We start from the raw sequence: 25461 nt of genomic DNA, 5'->3' as shown, positions 1-25461 counted from the left end.
ACCCGATCTCCCAGGTTCCTTTTATTCGTTTACCACTTGGTATTCGTTTACACAAACGCAACGGTTTTATTTTGATAGACGAGCAATCTATCTTCCACATGCCATTTAACAGCACGAGCAAGAACAATTCTCTCGATATGACGCCCCATACGCTTCAGCTCGTTCACATTATCGCGATGGCTAACCCGCTGTACGTCTTGTTCAATGATTGGTCCACCATCCAGCTCTTCCGTTACATAATGCGCCGTTGCTCCGATGAGCTTAACACCGCGGTTATAAGCTTGCTGATAAGGCTTGCCTCCGACGAATGCCGGTAAAAAGGAATGATGGATGTTAATAATCCGATTATGGTACTGCTCAATAAATTTGGGAGTAACGATCTGCATGTATCTAGCTAGTACGATTAAATCGATTTTGCCTGCAGTGAGCTCCCTTTGCTTCTGTTCGGCTTCCACTTTCGTATCCGCCGTGACCGGAACATGGTGGTAAGGAATTCCGAAGGATTCGACGAGCCCTCTCATATCATCATGGTTACTAATAACCATGCTAATCTCGGCATCGAGATCCCCAGCTTGCCACTGCCACAAAAGCTCTACTAAGCAATGATCTTCCTTCGAGACGAAGATCGCGATTCTCTTCTGCCGAGCTGCGCGAAAAATGCTCCATCTCATTGTAAAGCGATCCGCTACTCGATTGAAATCCTCTTGTAGGGAAGGTAGACGTTGTTCTAATTCAAGCAGATCGAATTCGATCCGCATGAAGAACATCCCACCCTCTGGATCCATTGTATATTGATCGGATTGTACGATATTTGCACCTTGTTCGTACAGAAATTGTGATACCGCAGCAACAATTCCCGCTTTATCCGGACAAGAAATTAACATCCGTGCTCTAATGCTCTTATCCTCAAGCCGCTTGTTCACCTGAGGTTGATTAATGTGACTCATCGTTCTTTCTCTTCCCCTCTGAATCTATTGATTAGATAGCCATTCCTGACCAGCAAGAAAACCGAGCAAACGCTGATTGACTGCCTCTTCACTGTATTCGTCTGACAGAACACGATGCTCCATCAGCATATCGTAAAGCCTTTCCATCGGTTCCCGAGGATCAGCCTTTCTGGCCTTAGCGTCGGATTTGATCAACTCCCACGTATTCAGAACGTATAAACGGGAATCAATACCTACTTTATCGTAGAAGTGATGTAGACGCTCCACGTCTTCAAGGAACTCCCCACCGAAACGATCCTCCGTTGTTCCTCGCAGCATTGCAATTTCCGCTTCGTACATCGGACGTTCCGTTTTTTCATTTTTACCAATCCACGGAGTTTCCAGAACGAAAGGCTTGTCCTTTAAAAGCTCGTGACCTACCACGCCAGCTATTCCATCGTAGCCGATCCAACCTGAACCAATCGGAGCATGTCGGTCTTTCGAAGCCCCTACAGGATTTTTACTATCATTCACGTGGACGACTGCAATCCGATCAAGTCCAACAATTTGATCAAACTTACGAAGAACCCCATCGATATCTCCAACGATATCATAACCCGCATCGTGGATATGGCAGGTGTCCATACATACCGTTAGGCGATTATTAAGCTGTACCCGTTCTATAATTTGCGCAAGCTCCTCGAAGCTACGACCGATTTCAGTTCCTTTGCCAGCCATCGTCTCGAGTGCAATATTAACGTCTGTTTCCTTCGTGGCTTCTAGCACTTCATTTAAACCCTCTGCGATACGCGCAATACCGTATTCTGCATCCTTGTCCGTATAAGCGCCTGGATGAAGGACAATATTTTTCACACCGATCTTATGTGTACGGCGAATTTCCTCTTGAAGAAAATCAACGGCAAGTCGGAATGTATCTTCCTTATAGGAGCCAAGATTAATAATGTAGGGAGCATGAACGACAATCTCTTCGATACCGTTAACTGCCATTAACTCTTTACCTTCGGGGATATATAAATCCTCGATTGGCTTTCTGCGTGTATTTTGAGGTGCTCCGGTGTAAATCATGAAAGTACCCGAGCCGTAAGATGCCGCCTCCTTGGTAGCACTCAACAATCCCTTGTCGGAAAACGACACATGAGATCCAATCTTCAACATGATATTGCTCCTCTCGCCTTCCGATCCTTATCCAGCACGCTTAGTCGGGACCTGCGTCGGGACCTGATCTCTTAATTATTCCCTATTGTATCGCGAACATCGAAATAAATCTAGAAATGAGCTATAATTTCAAAATGAGGTGATCAATATGAAATCAACGCCCGACTGGTTTATTTATTTTATTGGTTTTTGGACAATCCTTCTTGTCGCGTTTATGTGTATTGGCGGGTTCTTTATGTTCCGCAAATTCTTGAAAGTATTACCCCAGAAGGATGGAAAGTCAAAGTTAGATTGGCAAAATTATTGGGTTGAGCGAAGCCGTGAGCTATGGACGGATGAATCAAAGGACATGCTACATAAGCTTGTATCTCCTGTTCCAGGTCCATTCAGGGACATAGCTAGTCATTCCATCGCAGCGAAGATTGGCCAACTCGCAGTGGAGAGTGGCTCTTCCGAAGTTACAACAGAGCACTGTATTGAAGGCTACATTCGGGCAACTCCGCCTCGCGATCACCGTAGTCTTAAAGATTTTCTAGAGAAAAATAAGATCGACTATTCCGCCTATAACCATCTCCTAGAATAGATGAGGCTACTGTGCTCCAAACCGAAAAACGAAACCTTTGTTCTTTTTTTTCGTTTAACCTCTATAGGAGGTGTAAGTCATTCATGAAAAAACACAACAAACCGGCTATGGCCATGAGCGTTGCCGTACTTACCTTAGTTTTGATGGGAACGGCATGCAGCAGCAACAATAATAACTCGGTGCCATCTTCCAGTCCTTCACTTTCAGCTAGTCCAAGCCCTAGTTCAAGTGCTAGCGTGGCTCCTGAAACAGAAAGCGCCAGCCCTTCGGCTTCAGCAGAAACGCATTCTGGTTCTGGTAAATACGTTGGTTTACAAGATAGTCATGCGATTGAGATCACAACCGACAAAGGTCCAGCGGGATTCCAGGTTAGCCCTGAAATCGCTGAGAAGGTGGATTCTTGGGAAGAGGGAACTCCTGTCAAATTCCAATACACTTCAGAAAAACTAGAAGTAAACGGCGAGAAAATCAACCAAAATACAATTGTTTCAATCGATAAGCAGTAATGGATAAGAGGAGGGGTGAAATGCGGATATTGCTGTGTGGTGGTTCAGGTTTCATAGGAAAAGCCCTGACGCATGCACTATTGTCCCGAGGGGATGAGGTGTGGATTATTACAAGGAACAAACCTTTGAAATCCCCATTCGACACAGCCCTTCCTCATCCCAAATATGTAACTTGGTCAGAGTGGAGTGCTGATCCTGATCGTCTAAGCGGATTTGATGGAATTGTGAACTTAGCCGGAGAATCCATTAATCAAAGGTGGACGAAGAAGGCTAAAGACACAATTGTGTCTTCAAGAATAGATGCTGCCGCCCAAATTGCACATCATATCAAGCGAATGAGCTATCCACCTAGTGTTGTCATCAATGCATCTGGAATTTCACTTTACGGGCATTCTGGTGAGATGGTTTTCGATGAGAGTTCTCCCGTTGTACCTGCTGACTTCCTAGGTAATACCGTAGTCAAATGGGAAGAGGCTGCTGATCAGATTTCTGTTAAGCGTTTGGTGAAGCTCCGAATTGGTCTCGTTTGTGCTCGTGAAGGTGGTGCATTCCCGCTCATTCGTCTCCCTTATCGTTTGTTCGGTGGGGGGCGCATTGGCAATGGGCAGCAAGGCTTGCCTTGGATTCATCTTCAAGACATGGTTTCTCTCATTCTTTTCTGCTTGGATGACACTACATTATCAGGACCAGTTAATGCCGTTGCACCTGATCCCGTTTCTAATGATGAATTTGGTCGCTTGCTTGGTCGGGTAACGAAACGCCCCCATTGGTTTCCTGTCCCAGGGATTTTGCTGAAATCTGTTCTAGGAGAAATGAGCACATTAGTACTGACAGGACAAAAGGCAATGCCCCGTAAGCTGTTAGACCATGGATTTGAGTTTACTTTTCCAAAGCTAGAAGGTGCCCTGCGGGATATAACCCGCTAGGGCTTTTTTGTTCCTTCGATCAAGCTCCAACTCTACTCACTCCACTTGCTGGAAGCAGTATTGTGAATTAGCAATGGTTAGACAATCCCCAGTATTCAGAGTATATAGTTCATATGGTGCCATCGGTTTATCATTAAGCCTGCTTCCGTTTCTTGAACCAAGATCTTTAATCTTCCATTGTTCGGATACCCGTACGAATTCTACATGCGCTCTTGATATCCCCATCGTCTCATCCACGTGTTGTGCTGCCTCAGCTGATCTCCCGATGACCAGTGAATTCCCTCGTAAAGGGATTCGGTAGCCTGCATCCTTCGTCTTCCATACCAAACAATAAGCTTCAGCTTTAGGGGCTTGCTTATGATCTAGATATGCTGTTTGATCATTCGAGGTTGAAATCCATGTCGTTTCCGTCGCGACTTGGGGGCTTCCAAGTTCTCCAGGCATACCATAGCTTATTAATTTGTCTTCCATTGCATATTGACTCGGAGTACTAGGAGGCGATTCTGTTGGAAGGGAAGGAAATCTTGGGACAGCCCACTGTCCAGGCGCCGTTCCATTATCATTTCTATCCATTTGAAAGGATTTATCGATTTCACTGCTTGTCGGTTGGATAGATGGCAATCGTCTTCTCTTCATCCAATTAGGCATGCCATTCCATAAAATCAATACCCCCGAGCCTAATATCAGAGTTACACATAAGCACAATAATAGCTTTTGTTTGCTAAGTTCAGCTAAATAGAGCACTTTCCATACAACTGCCACGAGGAATACAGTCACACAAAGTATGATGATGCGCCACCGGTTAACGTCAAAAGAAGCTCCCACTTCATTAGCTTGCTCTTCATGGATCCCCTTAGCATAACTCTTGTCCCCGCGTAGCTCTGGCAGGTCACCCCACATTTCAGAAACGGGGTGTAGATCACCGGATACAGGATGGAGAAAATCCCATGATCGGGATGACTTCGCGACTGTGGGTTTAACTTCATCTGCTATCCTTATGGGGATTGAAGGTGCCACGATATTGCGTGATGCCACTCTTACATCATTGTATGTACCTGCTAAGTATTGCCTTGCATATCGACTTAAACTAATAGGCATAAAATCAGCAGCTGAAACAAGCTTCAAGACATTTTGCAAAATTTGTCCTTCTGGCTCCTTCACCTTCATCATCCACCTAATAATAAGTCTCTCCAAATCATCTGCTCTATGAAGTGTAGGCATATCGATAGGGAGATAGATAAATTTAAGATCATGCCACTCATCGCCAACAAAGATAAATTCATCCTGCAGGCGTATGCGATCCGCATCTAACAAATATAGTCTGCATTCTTCTAGCACCTCAGCAAGCCTGCATAAAGCCCCCATCATATCGGTCATCGACCAAGTAGACGTTCGCATAACTTCAGATAACATACGAGTACCTGATAAGGCATACCGAAGGGAAACCTGACCATCGTATTCCTCAGTTTCGAGTGCTAGCAAACCCGGAATTTCACATTGCTTTATCATGTGGAACTGAGTCTCATTTAACTCTTCATGGGAGAGCGGAGGGTTTCGTTCCAATATCAAATAGTGGCCCCTTTTCTGCTCAAACCGAACGACCAAAGACTCCATATCATCTCTATCCTTTCCCCAATAAGATCATAAAGCCGGGGGCAACCGCCAGCATAAAAGGAAACTGCACTCCTTTACCACCTGTGATCGGATGTTTCCCCCACGGCCACTTCATTCTTCTTCCTAATGTCCGTAGTCCCGGAAGACGAAGCATGAGCAGGACACTTGCAATTCCTCCAGCGAAGAGTATGGAAAATAGGAGCAACTGGAATGTTAATGCGGGTCCTACCCAAGCCCCGAACGCCCCGAACCACTTCACATCCCCCCCGCCAATTCCTCCAAAGCGATGCATGATATAAAGAGGAATGAACCCGGATAATACACCAACCAAGGCCCACCCAAACCCATTAATTCCATGAAACAATAAGTGATACATCACTCCACTTCCTGCAAACAGTAGCGTCAATGTATTGGGAATCTGCATGTGTCGTAAATCCGTCCAACATGCACATACAAGCAGAACACTTACGATAACCATAATCCATATGCTCACTCTCCACCCTCCTTAAATCCATTGGCTCCTTTACCAGCAACTTCAAACTCCTGCTTCCAAACCCCTCCGGTAGAGTTTGTAACCTGCCAATTCCATAGCCCAGGTGTTGTCCGACCAGAAACGTGCCAGGTCCAGGAAACCAATCCCGTATCGTCCGCAGTTGCGCTACCGAGATGCTTAGCCTGACTTGATCCACTTTTATAAATAATAGACAGATCGACAACAGCTCCCGGTGTCGTTCGTATCGTTAGCGTCGCTTTACGTCCTGGCTTAACTGGGTTCGGCTCCAAGGAAACAAATGTAACGTTAAACCCATTATCCTTTCCATCCTCCACGATCCGTGAAGATGAAGGACTTCCCCCTATCCATACCCGCTCCCTTGCTGATTCCCGAATGACTAACCTTCGACCAATAAAAGGAACTTGAACAGGTAGAGAGTACTCAGCTTCTAAGGTTAAATAGGCTGCACTCCTATCCTCTACGTCCGGCAAGCTAACCGAGGTCATTGTAATTCTGGATCCATCCAGCACATTCTCATCTATGAACTGCTTCATGAGTTGGCTGAAGGCAAGCTTAGCTGCGTTCTGCTCCAATGAGAACGTATGGTTAGTCGCTTGTTCAGCCCACTCCTTCATAGGTGATGGCAACCACTTCCCGTATTGCTTCACGGTGTCTCCAACTTCAAGCCACTTCTCATTCCAATGCTCGATTTGTTCATTTAGCTCAGAGCTTCTTGCTTGATCTGTAGCTAGAGAAATGGGGTACCAAGTGGATGCGGCCTGTCTTGTTGTTTGCGATAGTGCACCATGCAGTGCCATAGAAATAACCGCTGTTTGGACCATGAACACCAGAAATAAAACGAACATCAGGAACAGGGGCATAACTAAAGCAGATTCCAAGGATACTCCGCCACTTGAAGTGTCTAGGATGGCCTTCCTCTTATTGATAAGAGCTATCGGCGATAGATGTCGCTTCATAACGGTTCCCCTTTACCGTTCCTCCGAGATTTCCGAAACGATTCATCACCTTAAGTAAGCCTGGGAAAAACCATAACCTAATTGATGCACTTCCTTCACCGCTCGCGTAAGTGTATGCCCCACGAAAGTCTAGCCCAGAAGCATGCTCTATTACAGCAATCGTTCTTGCAGAATGACTTCTTGATCCCCCATGTAAGAGCATGAATAATCTTAGATAGTCTGTATAGACAGTATCCACTTTAATATATTTGGAAAGCTGGATCTTACCCATCTCCACTAAGCTATTCATATCAAGAAGAGCATTCCGTATTCCGTACACAAGTGCTGCTACTAGAACAAGTAACGGATGCCCCATCGCACGACATTCGATTAATCCTTCCATTGTCCGGATAGCTAATCGAAATGCGAATACTTCCCCGTATGCTGCGGCTATATTTCCTGCCGGATTGTTCAGACCGTACAAAATATACTCCGCTTCCTGCAAGTGAATATCTAACGGAGTGTCTCCTCCGCGCAGCATCTCTTTAACTAGTGAGGGGTCATAATGGGATAATCTTGTTATCGTATATTCGGAGTAATAAAGCTGGTCTCTCGCACCAAGCAGTGAGCCTTCCAGCACATCCATTAAATCGTTAGACGAAGACATCGCCTCATCTCTACCCTCGGAAGGATCCTCGTTTCTCTCTGCTTTAGCTTTAGCTTGATCTTCCTCTGCCTGATTAAATTCCTTATTTGTAGCGTAGAGCCCATTCGTTTGTTCAAAGCCCGCCTTGTCCTTCTCCGACCCAGATGCTCCAGTTAATGCTCCTAGAAAATTAGCAGCACCCGACCATGCGGACTTCGCTTTCTTCTCTTCCTGTTTGCGCTCGTTATCATAGGAACGATGGGCTTCCAGCTTAGCGATTCGTGCGGAAATCACAGAGCCACTTGAACCATATTCGCTAGCGTATTTAGTAAAAGCGCTTTGGAATCTTGCTTCTCCACTTTGCAATGAAGATCCCATCCCTGTTGATCCTGGAACTGAACCTATAAGTGATCCCATCGATGATGCCTCACTCGCAAGAGCTAAACTTTGTGAATACTGCTGGTTAATCTCTGTTTCGTATTCCTCGAAAAAAGCTTGCTCCAGCACCAAATCTTCCGTTGACTTACGGAGCTGCTCCATCGTCTGCATGTTCTCTGCATGGCTAGCTGCTTCCTCTTCCCCTGTCCCTACTCCAGATGAAACAGGTGGAGTAGACTTTGACTGCTCAACGATTCCCCTCATCTCATCATTAGCTTCCTTAGCTTTCAGAACGGCTTCATTAGCTTTTAGTAGGAAGCTATCTGCTTCTGATTTCACGGATGCAGCTTGTTTGATTAAAGCTGTCGATAACGATTTAGCGGATGACTCAAATGCAGCAACCTCTGCCTCATAGCGCGGCCCTTCCGGTTTATGCTCTTGATCCTCATCTATATCCTCACCATTTCTCTCTCGTTCCTCTCTTCGTTCCTCCCATTTTCGGACTAATACTCGCCTGTCTTCATCTTCTAGTCGCTTGATTACATAATCTTCATATTTGCCAGTGATACTCCCCACTGAACCGATTTGCGATTCCAACGATTGTTTAACATTTTCCCCCAGCTTGATTTGTTCATCTAGAGCATCATCAAATGCCTCTTCACGGCGGTCATAGGCTTTCCGCATTTTCTCCAAAATGTTCACAGTAGCCGTCGCTTCCTTCATTACCCCCGAGACACCTCGGAAACGATTAGCAACTTCAAGTGATAAATCGATGGGAGCCTTGTATTTCATCTCCTCGAGAACTTGTCTACGAAATACATCATGGTTAGCTAGGGGTCTACTCTCCGTAATATCCGTCTCTTCCCACTGGGTATCCAAGAACGGAAATATGCCATCACCTTGAGAAGCTGCATTTCCTTCCAGCGTCTCATGAAATAGCTCACTAGCCGACTCTCCCCCTCTAATAAACAATCCATATCGCGCATAGATCGTCGGATCAAAGGAGGATAACGTAGAACGTACACCCGATTTAACGGCCAGCTCGGCTTGTTTACGAAAGGCTGCTACCCTAGCAAAGTCGATAAGCAATGCTGTCAGTAGCAAAAACGCAGCGGTCGCAGCGATAAAATAAATAGATACGGAGCCCGATGTGCCATTCGTATCACCTTTTCGGTCATGGGAAGGGAGCTCCCCATCATCTTTAGAAAACTCCATTCCCATTGTCTCCTTCTATTAACATTCATCGAATTAAAAATTATTTCATCCTAGATTCATTGTTTACGCTTCTGCAAAACACCACCCGCTTTGTCGCGATAGGCTGTGGCGCCTTCCGGAGAGTTCTTCATTTTTGCTGCATAATAACGAATGAGGTCAAAGGTACGAAGGAATTCTTGCGGCTCAACAACCAACGCGGATACATCAGCTTCTGCAGCGCCTCCTCCTCGTAGCCAAAGCAATGGCTCTGCAAGCCAGATGCTAGTTAAATGCACACCAATCTCACGCTTAATTCCAATATTAAGATAGTTGATATCACCAGTTCCGATAGGTTGAGAAGAAGAGAGCTCGAAGCTGCTTCTCTTTAGCTTGTCCACAGCTGATGAACCTTCGATCCTTGTCATTGACGAGTTGATCTCAACGCTAATCCCTGTTCCTGAATCACTAGATGCCAGACCAAACAAACCCTGCACTAGGCTATCATCAATTAACCGCCAATATAACCCATCATATTGCCCCTGCGGATAGGCACCTGTATGTGCATCTTTAGCTGAATTAGACCAGCTGAATGCAGTTCTTTCAGCCAAAACAGACGTACTGTAATAAAGAAGCGCCCCCTGCGAGATAAATAAAGAGAAGAAGAGTAGAAGGAAAGTCATCATGACTACCCAAGGAAACACCATGGAAGCTTCTAATGTAATCGACCCCGAATCATTACTTGAAGACTTCATCCGCTTTACCTTCGACTGAATCCATTAAATTGCCCATAAACTCCAAAATCCAATCTTTGAATAGAATGGCTACGATAATGAGGACAGCTGCAATGAGTACTAGCTCAAGCGTACCCAAACCCTCCTCATCCTCCCATATTGAGCCGATTGCTTTAATTCCAAATTGAAACAAATTCTCTATCATATTTAACATCCTTCCGTATTGTAATAGGTATTACATCATTAACATCGTCGGTGCTCCAACAAGTACCATAATCAACAAAAAAACAAGTGTAAGCGGAAATGCCAATCGAGAAGAAGCTTGTTCACCGAGCGTTCGAGCGATAGCCTTTCTCTTGTCCCACATCTGTCTAGTGATTTCACGCAAAGCTGGAACGAAGGCATCCCCTCCTCTTCGAGCGTTGATGAGTAATGTAGTTGCGAACAATTTCACCTCTGGCACCGCGCACCTTCTCCCCATTTCCTCCAGTGCAACAGACAAGCTTTCCCCACGCTTCATCCCCGCGATTGCAGCCTTTAATTCAACATATAAGGGATGCTCTGTGTCTTGCTTTTGTTCCACTACTCTGTCTAGTGCCCTCATCACGTTCTCACCCGCATTCACCATCAGCAACAATTTACTAAGCAATTCAGGAAGCTCCATAACAATAGACTGACGACGCTTATTCACTTTATTAAACAGCTCTTTCGTTCGTAAGACTGGAAGGCAGCCTGCGATCATAATGCCTACGTATAGGAGAGTTGGGTTTTCTGACAGTACGGCTAACATTGCCGTGACCAACAGTGACACATAAGCAATTCCTACGCTCTCACCTGCCCAGCCCATTAACAGCTCGCTCGAGCATGTCCCCCCATTTAACAAAGACAAGGATAGCTTTGGCCTGTTCAGTAATGGGTGTACCCGCTTATATATTGGACGGAAACGTAAGAGTACGATGAAAGGGTCCACATGGACTTGAAAACGCGCGCTTCTCCGGACTCTTAAAGACTGAATGAGCAATACTGAATACAAGCCAAGTAAACTTACACAGCAAATTCCCATCAGCCAACCGCTCATAGCTTAATATCCATAATCCGATTCATCCACCAGCTGCAAGCTAATAATAAGAGCAAGCATACCGTCAACAGTACGATCCCCATCCCTTCATGAAGCGGTTGCATATAATCTGCGGCCATAAACCCCAGAATTCCTACAAAAGCGAATGGCATGCCCATCATAATTCGAGATTCGAACCTTTTCTGAGCAATGAGTACAGACACCTCAAGCTCAACCTCAAGCTTCTCACCTATAAGCTGTGAGGTTCTTCTCACAACCTCGACCAGATCTCCTCCCGCTCTCTTGCAGATCGTAATCACATCAGCGAAGTTCCCCACCTCCTCCAAATCTGAGCGTCTCGCGAAATCCTGTAAGCTAACCTCTAATTGTTCCCCACTGTTCAATCGGTTGACTATCACTCTAAGCTCCCTAATCAAATCAGACTGGGTATCGCCAATAAGCAGAATCAAATCATTTTCCAAAGATATAAAAGCATTCTCAACCGACCTACCGGCAGATAGTAATGAAGATAGTGCCTGCAATGCATCCTTAAATTGTTGTCTCAGCTTGTCCCGACGTTTCCTGCACATCGCCCTTGCATAGTAACGCGGATATAATAAACCAAGGGGTGTAACAACGATTGCCATAATCGTTAGCCGGTATGTCACCCAAATGGCCATAAAACAGAATATACAACCTATGCTTAGCGCCCATAGCCTCTCCAAGGTGCTCAGACGATAAGTTCGATATTCGGTCATCCCCCCGCCTCCCCTATGAACCCGGCATGTCGCAGCTTTCGTATATTTCTTAGTGGCTCCATACGCAGCAGCCGTCCTACAACTCTTCCATCGCGTTCCCCTTCCTCATCGAAGCGGAATAATGTACTAAGCTCAACCTCACCATCTCGTATTCCTATGACCTCACATATTTCCGTCACACGCCGTGAAGAATCGCGAAAGCGACTCAAATGAATAATAATATCCAGTGCAGACGCCATTTGTTGACGAACTACCATAACTGGCAAATCAGCGCCGCTTAGTACCATCGTCTCTAAACGGGAAATCATATCCTTAGCTCCATTGGAATGTCCCGTGGATAAGCTTCCTTCATGTCCCGTATTCATCGCCTGTAGCATATCTAAGGCCTCTGCTCCCCGAACCTCGCCAACAATAATTCGATTAGGTCGCATACGCAATGATGCACGGATAAGCTCACGAATACCGATTTGCCCTTTGCCTTCACTGTTCGAGTTACGAGTCTCAAGTGAGACTAGATTGGGAACTCCACGAATTTGTAGCTCTGCCGCATCCTCAATCGTAATTACACGTTCATTCGTTGGTATCCATTGAGATAACGCATTGAGGAACGTTGTTTTACCAGAGCCTGTTCCACCACTTATGAACAAATTGTATTTGGCTTCAACCATCTGACGAAGAAAATCAGCTGCCTCTTGAGATAGTGCCTCTTTTTGAATTAAGTCCTGCATCCGAAGCGGATTCTGCGGGAACCTTCGAATCGTAACGGTCGGTCCCTTCAAGGCAATCGGAGGTAGAACGACATGTACCCGTGACCCATCCGCCAGCCTCGCATCAACAATGGGGGAAGCCTCGTTTACAATCCGATTCACCCGTCCAACCAAGCTTTGAATCAGATCCTCTAATCTTTCAGCGCTCTCAAAGCCTAAATTGACCGACTGCAGTTCTCCTCGCCTCTCAATATAGATCTCATCATGGGAGTTGATCATGATTTCTGTTATTTCTTGATCTTCCAATAAAGGCTGCAAAGCATCCAACCCACGAAAAGAATGAAATAACCTTGTCACCGCTGCTTTCCGCTCACCCGCAGTCATACGACGGGTTCGCTCTCTCTGGAAGAGCTCATTCTCGATTAACTGCCGGAGCTCATCATCCGATACGGAGCTATCCCACGATAATCGAGATCGCACAGCATCCCTTAACTCAGCCAGCTCCCCTAATGTGAGACCGCTGAATTCCATGCGCTTCCTCCTTTCGGTGTCTTGAACTAGGCGATCTTTCAGCGATCTCCATCCTATTAAGCAATAGGTCTACCGCTCCGGAGTAAATGGGGGACGAAATCAGTCTCCCTGGTTGGTCAATCGTTTTCCATTGTGGAATGTAAGGTAAGACGGCTAACGGAGCAACACCAGTCAAATTCCAATGATTGACTAACCCTCCACCATTCCCTTTGTTTAGCACAAATGAAATCTTGCCCCTCTCTACGCCTATGTGCTCTTGCCAATGACGTAGCAAGATCTCAGTCTTCAGTAAAGTCTGCGCATCATCAAGCGCCAGCCATACGATCCGATCACTCATTTGCAGCAGCTTACGGTGCCAATCACCCGCTCCCGAATCTGGATCAATAATGATCAGATCGTATTTACCCGAGCTACGGAATTTCTCTACCAAACTCATCATGAGCTCAGAGGTCATAGCCACTCTTTCCCCAGGATGCTCAGGAGCATCGAGGTAATCGGTACGCAGCTGGGATTGATGCCGACATAACTGTTGCACCAAGGAGTCCCATTGCTCTGGATGAGCCTGAAGGGCATACAATAATCTTGATAAGCTATCTGGCTCACCTTTACCAAACAATAGCGAAGTCGCATTTAAGACTTCCATATTCAAATAAAAGGTACGTAATCCCCGCTCACCAGCTTGCCGAATAAAGTTTAAGGCAACCGTCGTTTTCCCTGCTCCTCCCGATGCGGAGAACACGGTTATGACCTGACAGCCTTGCGCCGAAGAGACATCAGCCACACCCAGCCCTCCCCGAATGCCTGACAAAATCACCGGCAATGACTGATACTGTACAATTTCCTGCCAATCAGTCTCTGCTCTTCCTTTTTCCCTTACTAGCGCAATGATCTTTCCAACCTTATGAATTAATCCTGTCACCTCACGAAGTAAATCTGGTTGTCCAATTAATAAGTCAATTGGGCGACTTTCTTGAAGCTCTCGCCGCAATGCACTATCATGCGTATATGCAGCAATTTCCCAGCTCGGCTCCTCTTCCCTCAAGTATTCTGCAAGCTTAGCCACATATTCACGCTGCGATATTGCCAATACAACTCTCTTAACCATCCCAGTTCCCTCCGATCCAGAAAATACAAAAAACCGCAAACCCTGACGATTATTCGTCAGAATTTGCGGTGCTTCCGCTTAACTAATATTAATGTAAAGTTAAGATACCATGTGTTTCCAATTTCGTCAACTCATTAATTCCTGTTCCTCCTCAGAAATGACATAGTCAATCATAGATGTCACTTCAAGCTGACCAGGAGTAGCTAGAGTAAACGCCGCTCCATCACCATTTCTCTTCAAGAATTGGACAGTCTTCGGGATTCCCGGTACTAGATCGAAGAAGTTATCTGAGAATATCCCTTCAACTTCAGACTGCAACCACACTTGTTTTGCTAGGCTAAGTGAGGTCACGATGAAAGTTGAACCCTTAGTCCCTTCTACTTCGGTAACCTTAATAGATGGCTTAGCGGATAGCTTAAGATGCTTCGAGTAACTAAAATAATGCTCCTTGCTATCCAGTACATTCCCCTCTTGAACGAGCCGCCCAATCAACACTGTCTCGTGAGGATCATATGGACTTAACCGATCACTAATGGACAATTCGAGTAACTTCACCGCTGAATTGGCTGGAACTTCAAAGGGATCAGATCCCTCCGCCAGCAGCGAACCTTGGAAATCGTACAAGCCCCATTCCAATACTCCCATTATAGGTTTAACAATATCTGATACGACATGAAACTCTACCTTATCCTCATTCTGATCGATCGACAGCATCACATCACGGAAGCTTCTCCGTGCATAATACTGAATCGCTTTCCATCTCCCCAAGTAATCCATACTTGACCAAGAAGCGACCGGCCAACAATCATTCATTTGCCAATATAGTGTGCCCATACAGTAATCTTTATTTCTTCGATGGGCTTCGATCGCCATCTTCATGCCTTCCGCCTGTAGCACTTGACTCATGTAGAGGAAGGAAACAAAATCCCTAGGATCTTTAAGATACTTATCGGAATATTCCCTAATTAAGAAGTTCCCACGACCGTTTTTCTGATGATGTAACATGACCTCCGAATCTAAAGCCATCTGCTCATCATTCGCATAAGTACGAACTGTCTTATATTCCGGGAACGACTGGAAGCCATACTCACTCATAAACCGCCCCACATTAAGCTTATAATTCTCAAAGGGTTCGGATGCATGCCATACCGCCCAGAAGTGAATATCCCCGTGGGAAGAATTGTTCGTCGCATGCTGATCCTCATTATTCTTAATCTCCTGCATCGGTGAGGAGGGCCAATAATCAATTCCTGGAGCAAGATCAGCTACAACCTTAGGAAGCATCTTATGGAAAATCGCCTCATAATCCGCCCACATCTTCTCCCGAAGCTCCGCGGAATAGAGTTGCTTCCAGCCCCAGCCTGCATTTTCTTTATAATGCGACCATGCCCCGTCTATCTCATTATTTCCGCACCATAATGCGATGCTCGGATGATTTCGCAATCTGCGTATGTTGTCCTCTGCTTCAGCACGAACATTGTCTAGAAAAGCTTGATCACCTGGGTACATACTGCAAGCAAACATAAAATCCTGCCATACTAGAATTCCGTATTCATCGCACAGCTCATAGAAAATATTGTGCTCATAAATACCACCGCCCCATACACGGAGCATATTAAAATTAGATTCCACAGCACTAGCAATTTCATGCCGATACCGTTCGAACGTTACATCGGTAAAGAAGCTATCGTTAGGAATATGATTAGCCCCCTTGGCAAAGATAGGAACTCCATTTAGCTCAAAATAAAAAGATGTCCCCTTCGCATCTGGCTTGCGGATAAGCTTCACAGATCGTAATCCCGTTCGCACAGTCTGTTGAGAAGGTTCAAACCCTTCAACTGCAACTGTTGCTTCGAAAATATACAGATTAGCCTCACCCAACCCTCTGATCCACCAAAGCTTAGGATCATTGATTTCTATGGTCATCTCCACCGTCTGATTCCCGCCAGTGAGTTGCACCTGCTGGTCCCAACGATGTCCATCATCCGTATTTACTGTAAGATTTCCAGTACCCTCTATGTCTGATTGTATTTCCACAACTGCTATTACGCGTGCTGAACTGGCGGTTACTTCCTCTTGCTGAATAAAGAGATCCTTTATTCTGAAGCCTGACCAGCCTTGAATGGAAATATTGCTGCATATTCCACTCGTCACAAACCGTGGTCCCCAATCCCAACCGAAATGATAAGGTGCTTTTCTAGTAAATACGCTTAGCTTCTTATCTTCCAGACCACCGGTAATGGAATCATCATTCGACGCAGGATAGCCAAATCCATTCGCTCCCAGCTTCACAAGCCCTTCGATAATCGGTGAACGGAATACGATTCGTAATCTATTCCCCTTCTCATGAAGTAGGGATTTCACATCTATCCTCCAAGTACGGAACATATTATCGGCGGACAAGATGTGAGTATCGTTCAGATACACTTCTGCATAAGTATCCAATCCCTCAAACACCATCTCCGAATGGGAATGTGCAATTAGCTCCTGAGGGAGATCAAATTCAGTAGCATACTCCCAATCTTTACGATCAATCCATTGTAGCTGCTTCTCGTTGGTTCCTTCGAATGGATTTGGAATCAAACCGTTTTTCAACAAATCCGTATGAACACATCCTGGCACTTGGGCAGGCAACCACTCGCTATCATCAATCGCTTTAAATTTCCAATCTAATACTGGCCATGTGAATTCAGACATGCTCAACCTCCGTTAGTTATATTTTAATTTTTGTTATCATAAAACCATGTTATAAGACTAACAAAATTAATTTGAATACACAACAAAAAAACCGCATTCCCACACAGTTAGATGAGGGTCAACGGTTTTCACTATAAATCACACCTTGATTAGTATCTAAAAATTAGTCTTTGTCTACTAAATCCCGCTGTAAATAAGTTTCAAGTGTATTTGTAATTTCATAGGTGGTTTGCGCCAAGTCGTAATTTTCAAAAGCATGCTCGCAGGAACTCCGGTAACCCATCTCGCTATCGTAATGGCTCAGATGCTTTACGACAACTTCCTCTGGTAGGCCAAGCTTCGTTTGCCGTTCCTCTACCGTTCTACGATCCGCGAAGATGAATAGCCGAATGACCTTGTCACCATATATCTTCTTCAAAATGTTTGCGCCTTCATGATTTAGGATGAGATAAGCCGAGTCATGTAAGTTAAGTTTGTTCTCGATATCAATACTGCGAATTCCATAGCCATTGCCATCAATCTCGACACTTTCGAGAAATTCACCATGCTTATCCATTTCCCTGTAAGCTTCATGAGTAATGAAATGATAATCTTGTCCATTCACTTCCCCAGGCCTTGGTGAGCGGGTAACAAAGGATACGATCTTCTCCATACCGAAGGTTTGGCCAACTGCTTCCGCTACCGATTTTCTCCCTGATCCATCAGGTCCTGTAAAGACAACAATCTTATTGCGTTCTCCCAGTTCGTACATCCGCACCATCTCCCTCTGAATGAAAAAAGATGAATTTTCTACAATATGCAGAATAATCCGATAATTATTAATTATAGAGGATATATGATCATACCGTCAATTAAGAGCCGCGATTATTACGTTTATCGGTAAATAGCTCCCGAATTCGACTGTTTTCAATTTATTTAAATAGACTCAAAAAATAATGTGCATATATTCCCATAATTAAGATGCCCTCAATTTTTAAAATTCGGGACAAGCCACATGCTATACTTCCACTTGTCACCTAGAACACCCAGAGGAGGATTCATATGACTAACAAAATACAAATAAAGAAATTTATAATCGGCGCAGCTTGCTTTATGATAATGGCAACAGGAATTGGTGCTGCTGGTCAGCAATCGGCTAGCGCAGCCACTCCTGCTTCAAATACAATCGCACAACCGAGCGTAGTTGCTGTCAGCTCAAATTCTGCACAAAAGAAAGACAAAATTATCGCGTTCTCCAAAACCCTTATTGGTAAAGTAAAATACAAATTTGGAGTGAACAATCCAAGCAAGCTCTGGTTCGACTGTTCCTCCTTCACGAAATATGTATTCGCTAAGCAAGGAATTAGCCTGAAGTGGGGATCCAAAGCCCAAAGCCAGCAAGGCGTATATGTCGCTAAGAAAAACTTGATCAAGGGTGATTTAGTATTTTTCAGTGTTGGAACACCTGGAAAAGTAAATCATGTCGGTATCTATATCGGTAACGGTAAATTTATTCAAAATACAATCGGCGGTTCTGTAAACGGCGTTATTATAAGCGACTTGAGCAAATATTCTAGTCGTTACATCACAGCTCGTAGAGTTGGATAGTTAACTAAGATGAACCCCGCCATATTAGTCGGCGGGGCTTTTCACATTATGATGCTATTCCGCTTTCTTAGCCTTGAATACTTCTCCTATCGCTCCAATGCTGCCCAAAGTATCTACAGCACTTACAGGCAAGAATACCTTATTTGCTGGTCCCTTCGCTATCTCACTTAACGCCTCGAACGAACGATACGCAAGAACGTTCTCATCCAAACCAGCTGCCCGCAGCAACTCGATTCTTATTTTCTCAGCTTCAGCAATAGCTTGAATTGCCTTTGCTTCTCCAATAGCCTCTAGCTCTTTGGCTTGCCGCAAGCCTTCGGCCTGACGAATACGAGCTTCCTTCTCACCCTCCGCCTTAAGGATCTTGCTCTGCTTGTCACCCTCAGACCGTAATATTAAATCTTGTTTAGCCGCTTCCGCTTCCAACACGATAGCCCTTTTGCTTCGCTCCGCCTTCATCTGCTTATCCATCGCCTCTTGAATGTCCGTCGGAGGTTTGATATCGAGCACTTCAACACGCTCAATACGCACGCCCCACTTTTCCGTAGCTTCATCTAGAGCAAGACGAATATTGGATGATATTTTTTCTCTTCCAGACAATGTCTCATCTAACTCCATATTCCCGATGATCTGGCGTAGCGTTGCTGTGGTAATATTGCGAACCCCATATACATAATCAGAAATTCCGTATGTAGCCTGATCTGGGGCGACAATTTGGTAAAAAATGATCGTATCGATCTGCACCTGAACATTGTCCTTCGTGATCACTGTCTGTGGAGGTACATTTGCTTGCTGTATACGTAAATCGTGGTATACCCTTACATTGTCGATGAACGGAACGAGAATGTTAACTCCCGGCGTTAAGAGTCGATTAAATTTTCCTAGTCGCTCCACTACGCCTACTCTTTGTTGTGGGACAATCTTGATCGATAAGACCACAAATAACACGATGACAACCAAAATGAGAAAAACGACATAAATCATTCCAATGAGCCTCCCCATTTTTGAACTTCTAAAACCGTAGTACCCCTGCTGATCACTCTTACACAATCATCCTTATGCAAGGTCTCCAGTGATGTCGCACTCCATGACTCATTGCCGACCTTCACAATGCCTGGGCAGCCGGGAGAGATAGCCACTACAACGGCCCCTTGCTTGCCCACCAGCTCGTTAATAGCATCGCGATAACCTCGAGATTCACGGAATCTGCGCATCAGCGGTTTAGTGAATACAGTCAGCACTAATGCAGATACTCCTCCCGATAAAGCCTGGACGGTAACCCACTCCGGAAAAATCAGGGCGACAACCGCCGCAATTGCGGCTCCAACACCTAACCAGAGCAAATAGAATGTTAGAGTCAACATCTCTGCTATGAGCAATACTCCTGCCACGATTAGCCATATCGCCCACCACTCCATTGCTATTCCTCCTTCGCTGTCCCTTCTTACATATGTACGATCCGATCTCTTCATTATGACAACAGAAAAAAAGCTCTCCCCGGATGTCCTTCCGGCAAAGAGCTTCTCAGTCCATAACGAGCTTACTTTTTTTCCGCTTTCATCTTCAGAAGCTCTTCTTGACCTTTCTTTTGCATGTCTTGGATCGCCTCATCCAACGTTTTCTTGTCCTCTATTACGGCATCTAGTTCCTTTCCCACAACATCCATCATCATCCAATATTCATTTGAATCTGTATTCGGTTTTCCCTTCGGCTCGAGTTTGTAGAACGCATCAATGTTCCGTCCATCCTGTGCCCGAATGAATTCAGTGCGACTAAAGAGAGGATCACGGTTCGTTTTGGATTTCAACTGTGCATGTTTATCGGAATTTAAATACTTAATGAATTCCCAAGCGGCTCGGGGCTGACTTGACTTCATACTAATAGCAAACTTGGCACCTAAGGAATATGAATTGCTTTGGGTTCGATTGTTCGGATCAACAGGAGCAGTAACAACCCCCCAATTAACAGGAGTAATATCATTTAATTGCGTTTTGGCATTGAGAATGTCCGATATTTCTGCTTCGGACTTAATAGTCATCGCAGATTTCCCTGTGATAAAATGATTGTCCTTCAACGTCCTCATAGACTTCGTTTGTTCCTCTAGTGTAGGATGATAGTAGGCACCCGACTTGATCGCACTTATTAAGGACTCAAATACCTTTCTCCAAGAATCGCTGTTGATTTGAACCTCTGTTTCATCTGCATTTAGCACACTCAGATCCTGAACCGATCCGATTTTCAAATAATGATAAGCTGGAGGCATGAACCCATCGATGGATAGTCCATATATTCGACTTTCCTTATCACCATCCGTCGGAAACTGCTTGGCTAGCTCGAACACTTCATCCCAGCTCATCGCATCTCGTGGAAGCTCTACATTGTATTTCTTGAAGAGGTCAATATTATAAAATAACGCCTCACTTGAAAATTGATGACTTAAGCCATAGAGCTTGCCATCCCCCTCGTTACGTAGCATAGATAAAACCGCCGGATGATAACCATCCAATTCGAACGAATCCTGCTTGATAACGGTATCAAGCTCTCTGAGCTTACCTTCACGTACATATCTATCATAGTTGCTGTCTAAGAAAAACAATACGTCTGGTTGATTTTGCTCGATGAACTGATCGAAAGCTTGCTCTCTAGGGATCGATGGATCATTATATATCCCTTGATTACTGATCACCTCGACGTTGATGTTCGGAAACTCAGTTGCGAACAAGCTTCCGTAATCCGCTTGAAATTGTTGATCGCTCCAGTACAAAACCTTAATCGTAACTTCCTCATCTTTATTTAGTGGGGCCCATTCTCCACCTTCATTTTTCGTTGCTCTACAACCGCCTACGGCAAGGAGTAACGTAATCATTGTTATTAGAATTAGTATTGTTGTTTTCTTCATTGAAATCAGCTTCCCCCTATTCGTCGCGAACCTTATCCAACTCCTCATTCAATCCTCTGAAGAACTATCTTTTCATACATAAAGCCTATTCTCTTCGATAAACTTGATCTTCCCCTCTCTTATCTCAACACCTCATAAATACATACTAACTTTTAAAACGTCATACTTTAACACTTTTTCCCAACCCCATTGTTTATTGTCATATTTCATTAATTAATATAATAAGACGTTCTCCAAATAGAGATGAACGGTTTGAAGCGACACTAAAACAGCGTGCACCGATTGAATATCGGCACACGCTGTCCTGATCTGGATCTTATTGAACTTATTGTGGTGAAGGAGAAATTGAAGGACTAGCTGAAGCTGCTGCTTCAGCTTTCTTAGAATTGACTAATTCCTCCTGCCCCTTTTCTTGGATCGTTTGTAATGCCTCGTCTACTGACTTCTTATCCGCCATTACTGCTTCTACCCTGTTTTAATTACGTTAGCTAACAAGCCAAAAAAGTTAGCTGGAGCTTTAGTGTACTCGTCGTTGGTGTTTGCCTTCGGCTCAAGCTTATAGAATGGCTCCATTTTGCGACCGTCCTGATCTGCATTGTATGCCGTCCAACTCCGGAGATACCCATTGCTGGATTTAGACTTTAGCTTGGCAAACGCCTCACTGTTTATGTATTTAACAAATTCCCATGAAGCACGTAGATTCGGTGAGCTTGCATTCACACTAAAAGTGTTACTCAAGTTAAAATAACTGCTTTGGTTTCGATTATTTGGATCTACCGGTGCCGTTACAATGTCCCAGTTTACAGGTGTAACACTCTTAAGCTGCTCTTTAGCCTGGATGATACTATTAACTTCGTAGTTGTAGGAGAAGGTCATCGCGGATCGTCCCATAATGAAGAGATCCTCTTTATACATATCCTCCATCGTTGTCATTTGCATATTACGATCTTCTTCCTTCGGAACATAATATGCACCTGATTTTGCAGCGTCGATCGTCATCTGGAATACCTTTCTCCAAGAATCGGTGTTGACGTTTAATTGTGTCGAGTCTGCACTCAAAGCTTTAAGATCTTGTCCCGAACCTATCATCTGAATGAAATTTTCCAAAGTCATATAACTGTCCGTGGTGAGACCATAGATTCTTTTGTCCTTTTCTCCATCCGTTGGGAACCTCTTGGCGAGCTCGAATACTTCTTCCCAGCTCATTGAATCCCGCGGCAAATCTACACCAATCTTCTTGAATAGATCCACGTTATAATAGAGAGTAGCGCTAGAGAACTCTGAACTAAGTCCAGTCCATATAGCTTACCATTCCCTTGTTCCCTTAGTAGCTTAATAATTGCTGGATGAATCCCATCCATATTAAACTCGTCTTGCTCGATAACGGAATCCAAAGCGAATAGTTTACCCTCTTGCGCATATTTCTCGTATTGATCGCCTTGTAGCATCAGTACATCCGGCTTGTTCTCCTCAATAAACTTTGCCATCGCTTTATCCGGGGTAGTTGTCGAATCATTATAGATGGATTGCATATTTGCGACTTCTATCTCTACGTTAGAGAACTGAGTTGCGAATAGATTACCATATTCCGAGAAAAAGTAATTACTATCCCAGAACATCACTTTAATTTTCACTGGCTCATCTTTTCCTAATGCGTCCAATTGCCCCTCACGCTTGCTTCCACCACCACAACCGCTTCGAAGTGCAAGAACGACTGCTAACACTAGTATTAATGATATTTTTTCCTCACCACGAATTCCCTCCTATTTTCGTCTCAATCATTCCAAATATAACCAATTTTATCTCCAGATACCTTACAACTCATTTAATTTTTATCTATTTTAATATTAAGAATCTAAATTTTTATTTAAAATAAAATAAGCCTATCCTTAAGGATAGACCTACTTTTGAAATTTGTATTGGATCTAATGGATACTCTTCTTCTCAATATTGCCACCAAGTACGTCTGCAACATTAGAAATAGATATAAATGCCCTAGGATCGATCTCTTGGACGACGGCCTTGAGCTTCGCCACTTCTAACCTTGTGACTACACAGTAGATCATCTGAGTATCCTCCTTGGTATATCCACCCTTCGCATAGATAAACGTCGTATTTCGTCCCAACCTTGCCATGATCGCTTCTGAAATCTCCTCGTATTCTCCAGAGATAATGGTAGCAGACTTCGATTCATCAAGACCTTCCACTACGATGTCCATAACCTTAGCTGCGATATAGAAGGCAAATATGGAGTACATAGCCGAATCCGCACCGAACACAAAACCCGCAACGACGAAAATGAACACGTTAATGAACATAATGATTTGACCAACTGGAAGCCTTAACTTCTTTGATAGTAAGATTGCTACGATCTCTGAACCATCAAGTGCGCCACCGAACCTAATAACTAAGCCTACTCCTAAGCCTAGAATAAGTCCCCCAAACAATACCGCCAATATTTTCTCGTTCGTAAAAGGTTCAACATGATGTAGGAATGCAGTTGTCGTTGACATTACGGCAACCCCATACAGAGTGGATACCGCAAAAGTCTTACCTATTTGTTTGTACCCTATATATAAAAAGGGAAGGTTAATAACAAAAATGAAAATCCCGAGCGCAACTGATGTCACTTCTGATAGAACAATCGATATCCCGGTAATCCCACCGTCAATAATTTGATTGGGTACTAGAAATATTTCAAGGGCAACTGCCATCAATACCGCACCAATAGTAATAAAAATAAACTTCTTTAAGTAATCAACGAATGTAAGTTTCTTTCGGACTTTGTCTTTAGCCATAATAAACTCCTTCTATAAAACATTTTATTATTATATGCTTGCCGGTCTCTTTTTTCATACCGATAGTGTCTGCCAAAGATTCATTGTTATTCATAGCTTCCCCTCTTTTCTTCAGATTCATCTTTGAATAGATCACATCTGCCTTCTCCCGCTATAATGCCGGATGCCAACACAATTAAATCGATATGTACACAATAGAAATTTAACTTATTGAGAACCTCACATATGCAAAGCACATAGCTTCTATTAAATGGTACCATATCATTGTGATTAAAATCACAACAAATACTGGAATAGAAGCTTGAAATTCAACACTTTTGTGAAATTATTAGGTTATACGTTGTGTACTCTATCGCTAAAACAAACATAACAAGCTATCGTGGTGTTTAATGGGCTAAGGCTCGTAACATTCTACTATCCGTAAATCTTCGATTTCATGCTTAGTATATGCTTGAATTTCATTCATTTTCATACTCATTCTCGCTAAGTACACACGCTCAGTGTGAATAGAAACTCGCTTAAGTGGTGTTAGAGTTGGGTGGGACCGAACTGCGTGATTGAAAACGCTCCTCCGTGCCTCTGCAGTTTAGTGTGACCGAAGTGCAAGTACGAAATCTGCCATTACTACCTTTGTAGTTTGATGAGACCGAACTGCTTGTACGAACTCAGCCCTTAGTGCCTGTGTAGTTTGGTGTCATCTAACTGTGTGACTGAAATCGCTGCTTAGTGGCTCTACAGTTAGGCCATACCTATCTGCCTACACGAAAACTCACCCAAGCGTCGTCACAATCATGTATGACTAGAAATCATATACCTTTTGCATACGAAAAAAGCACCCGCAAGGGTGCTTTCTTCATTGTTGGCCTGGCAACGTCCTACTCTCCCAGGACCCTGCGGTCCAAGTACCATTGGCGCTGGAGGGCTTAACGGTCGTGTTCGAGATGGGTACGCGTGGAACCCCTCCGCCATTATTACCAGACCAGACTTACTAAACAAGGCTTGCGCCTTGAAAACTGGATGCGAAGTAAAGCTTTATAGAAGAAGTGGTGTGTCATATGTCTTGCAGTGTCAATTCGCTTAGGATAAGCCCTCGACCTATTAGTACTCGTCAGCTCCACACATTGCTGCGCTTCCACCCCGAGCCTATCAACCTCGTGTTCTTCAAGGGGTCTTACGAATTGGGAAATCTCATC

The 25461-nt window shown here is 44.3% G+C and carries 25 protein-coding genes and 2 rRNA genes; 4 read left to right on the top strand and 23 right to left on the bottom strand.

All coding sequences use genetic code 11. The features are described 5' to 3' along the window. Positions 1-47: 47 nt before the first annotated feature. Positions 48-947 (bottom strand): formyltetrahydrofolate deformylase, encoded by a 900-nt coding sequence (purU, locus tag M1K58_RS20300; RefSeq protein WP_256760710.1) that lies wholly within the window; start codon positions 945-947, stop codon positions 48-50. 24 nt (positions 948-971) lie between these two features. Continuing rightward, positions 972-2102, bottom strand: a complete 1131-nt coding sequence (locus M1K58_RS20295) for a deoxyribonuclease IV (protein ID WP_256760709.1) — start codon at positions 2100-2102, stop codon at positions 972-974. Positions 2103-2250: 148 nt separating this feature from the next. Between M1K58_RS20295 and M1K58_RS20290 the strand changes: the two genes are divergently transcribed. The 3 genes from M1K58_RS20290 to M1K58_RS20280 all read left to right on the top strand — a co-directional run bounded on the left by M1K58_RS20290 (position 2251) and on the right by M1K58_RS20280 (position 4117). Beyond that, positions 2251-2685 (top strand): DUF2621 family protein, encoded by a 435-nt coding sequence (locus M1K58_RS20290; RefSeq protein ID WP_256760708.1) that lies wholly within the window; start codon positions 2251-2253, stop codon positions 2683-2685. An 83-nt stretch (positions 2686-2768) separates the two neighbouring features. Continuing rightward, positions 2769-3191 carry a hypothetical protein gene (locus tag M1K58_RS20285; protein ID WP_256760707.1) on the top strand — a complete coding sequence of 141 codons (423 nt, stop codon included), beginning with the start codon at positions 2769-2771 and terminating at the stop codon, positions 3189-3191. 20 nt (positions 3192-3211) lie between these two features. Beyond that, entirely contained in the window at positions 3212-4117 is a 906-nt protein-coding gene (locus tag M1K58_RS20280) for a TIGR01777 family oxidoreductase (protein ID WP_256760706.1), read from the top strand. Between the two features lie 36 nt (positions 4118-4153). On the opposite strand, the gene M1K58_RS20275 is transcribed toward M1K58_RS20280, so the two are convergent. The 12 genes from M1K58_RS20275 to M1K58_RS20220 all read right to left on the bottom strand — a co-directional run bounded on the left by M1K58_RS20275 (position 4154) and on the right by M1K58_RS20220 (position 17735). After that, the gene (locus M1K58_RS20275; protein WP_256760705.1) at positions 4154-5731 is read right to left on the bottom strand and encodes a DUF6382 and FHA domain-containing protein; all 1578 of its coding nucleotides are present in this window, start codon (positions 5729-5731) and stop codon (positions 4154-4156) included. 7 nt (positions 5732-5738) lie between these two features. Beyond that, positions 5739-6224 carry an A24 family peptidase gene (locus M1K58_RS20270; protein WP_256760704.1) on the bottom strand — a complete coding sequence of 162 codons (486 nt, stop codon included), beginning with the start codon at positions 6222-6224 and terminating at the stop codon, positions 5739-5741. Beyond that, on the bottom strand, positions 6221-7201 hold the full coding sequence (locus M1K58_RS20265; RefSeq protein WP_256760703.1) for a TadE family protein: 981 nt from the start codon (positions 7199-7201) through the stop codon (positions 6221-6223). Before M1K58_RS20265 ends, M1K58_RS20270 begins: the two co-directional genes overlap by 4 nt. After that, complete coding sequence (locus tag M1K58_RS20260) at positions 7164-9419, bottom strand: hypothetical protein (RefSeq protein ID WP_256760702.1); 2256 nt, start codon at positions 9417-9419, stop codon at positions 7164-7166. The genes M1K58_RS20265 and M1K58_RS20260 overlap by 38 nt, the downstream gene beginning before the upstream one ends. A gap of 56 nt (positions 9420-9475) precedes the next feature. Further along, positions 9476-10150: a hypothetical protein gene (locus tag M1K58_RS20255; protein WP_256760701.1), complete on the bottom strand. Its 675-nt coding sequence runs from the start codon at positions 10148-10150 to the stop codon at positions 9476-9478. Continuing rightward, on the bottom strand, positions 10134-10334 hold the full coding sequence (locus M1K58_RS20250; RefSeq protein ID WP_256760700.1) for a Flp1 family type IVb pilin: 201 nt from the start codon (positions 10332-10334) through the stop codon (positions 10134-10136). The genes M1K58_RS20255 and M1K58_RS20250 overlap by 17 nt, the downstream gene beginning before the upstream one ends. A 30-nt stretch (positions 10335-10364) precedes the next feature. After that, positions 10365-11207: a type II secretion system F family protein gene (locus M1K58_RS20245; protein WP_256760699.1), complete on the bottom strand. Its 843-nt coding sequence runs from the start codon at positions 11205-11207 to the stop codon at positions 10365-10367. After that, entirely contained in the window at positions 11204-11944 is a 741-nt protein-coding gene (locus M1K58_RS20240; protein WP_256760698.1) for a type II secretion system F family protein, read from the bottom strand. The genes M1K58_RS20245 and M1K58_RS20240 overlap by 4 nt, the downstream gene beginning before the upstream one ends. After that, on the bottom strand, positions 11941-13182 hold the full coding sequence (locus M1K58_RS20235) for a TadA family conjugal transfer-associated ATPase (protein WP_256760697.1): 1242 nt from the start codon (positions 13180-13182) through the stop codon (positions 11941-11943). Before M1K58_RS20235 ends, M1K58_RS20240 begins: the two co-directional genes overlap by 4 nt. Beyond that, entirely contained in the window at positions 13145-14287 is a 1143-nt protein-coding gene (locus M1K58_RS20230; RefSeq protein WP_256760696.1) for a P-loop NTPase family protein, read from the bottom strand. The genes M1K58_RS20235 and M1K58_RS20230 overlap by 38 nt, the downstream gene beginning before the upstream one ends. 126 nt (positions 14288-14413) lie before the next feature. Continuing rightward, positions 14414-16984, bottom strand: a complete 2571-nt coding sequence (locus tag M1K58_RS20225) for a beta-mannosidase (protein ID WP_256760695.1) — start codon at positions 16982-16984, stop codon at positions 14414-14416. A 163-nt stretch (positions 16985-17147) separates the two neighbouring features. Beyond that, on the bottom strand, positions 17148-17735 hold the full coding sequence (locus tag M1K58_RS20220) for a guanylate kinase (RefSeq protein ID WP_256760694.1): 588 nt from the start codon (positions 17733-17735) through the stop codon (positions 17148-17150). 290 nt (positions 17736-18025) lie between these two features. Here M1K58_RS20220 and M1K58_RS20215 point away from each other — a divergent pair, with 290 nt between their 5' ends. After that, the gene (locus M1K58_RS20215; RefSeq protein ID WP_256760693.1) at positions 18026-18571 is read left to right on the top strand and encodes a C40 family peptidase; all 546 of its coding nucleotides are present in this window, start codon (positions 18026-18028) and stop codon (positions 18569-18571) included. A 54-nt stretch (positions 18572-18625) separates the two neighbouring features. On the opposite strand, the gene M1K58_RS20210 is transcribed toward M1K58_RS20215, so the two are convergent. The 9 genes from M1K58_RS20210 to M1K58_RS20170 all read right to left on the bottom strand — a co-directional run. Continuing rightward, entirely contained in the window at positions 18626-19555 is a 930-nt protein-coding gene (locus M1K58_RS20210; RefSeq protein WP_256760692.1) for an SPFH domain-containing protein, read from the bottom strand. After that, entirely contained in the window at positions 19552-19989 is a 438-nt protein-coding gene (locus tag M1K58_RS20205; RefSeq protein ID WP_256760691.1) for an NfeD family protein, read from the bottom strand. The genes M1K58_RS20210 and M1K58_RS20205 overlap by 4 nt, the downstream gene beginning before the upstream one ends. Before the next feature lie 122 nt (positions 19990-20111). After that, positions 20112-21470 carry an ABC transporter substrate-binding protein gene (locus tag M1K58_RS20200; protein ID WP_256760690.1) on the bottom strand — a complete coding sequence of 453 codons (1359 nt, stop codon included), beginning with the start codon at positions 21468-21470 and terminating at the stop codon, positions 20112-20114. A 325-nt stretch (positions 21471-21795) separates the two neighbouring features. After that, the gene (locus M1K58_RS20195; protein WP_256760689.1) at positions 21796-21927 is read right to left on the bottom strand and encodes a hypothetical protein; all 132 of its coding nucleotides are present in this window, start codon (positions 21925-21927) and stop codon (positions 21796-21798) included. An 8-nt stretch (positions 21928-21935) separates the two neighbouring features. Further along, the gene (locus M1K58_RS20190) at positions 21936-22676 is read right to left on the bottom strand and encodes an extracellular solute-binding protein (RefSeq protein ID WP_256760688.1); all 741 of its coding nucleotides are present in this window, start codon (positions 22674-22676) and stop codon (positions 21936-21938) included. 17 nt (positions 22677-22693) lie between these two features. Then, entirely contained in the window at positions 22694-23131 is a 438-nt protein-coding gene (locus M1K58_RS20185) for a type 2 periplasmic-binding domain-containing protein (RefSeq protein ID WP_256760687.1), read from the bottom strand. Between the two features lie 264 nt (positions 23132-23395). Next, entirely contained in the window at positions 23396-24268 is an 873-nt protein-coding gene (locus M1K58_RS20180) for a YitT family protein (protein ID WP_256760686.1), read from the bottom strand. Between the two features lie 862 nt (positions 24269-25130). Further along, positions 25131-25247, bottom strand: a 5S ribosomal RNA gene (gene rrf, locus M1K58_RS20175). A 99-nt stretch (positions 25248-25346) separates the two neighbouring features. Then, positions 25347-25461, bottom strand: a 23S ribosomal RNA gene (locus tag M1K58_RS20170); the annotation flags it as partial.

This window comes from Cohnella sp. WQ 127256, assembly GCF_024519285.1.
Taxonomy (GTDB): Bacteria; Bacillota; Bacilli; order Paenibacillales; family Paenibacillaceae; genus Cohnella.
The sequence above is the reverse complement of the archived record's forward strand: the minus strand, read 5'-3'. Positions and strand labels throughout refer to the sequence as shown.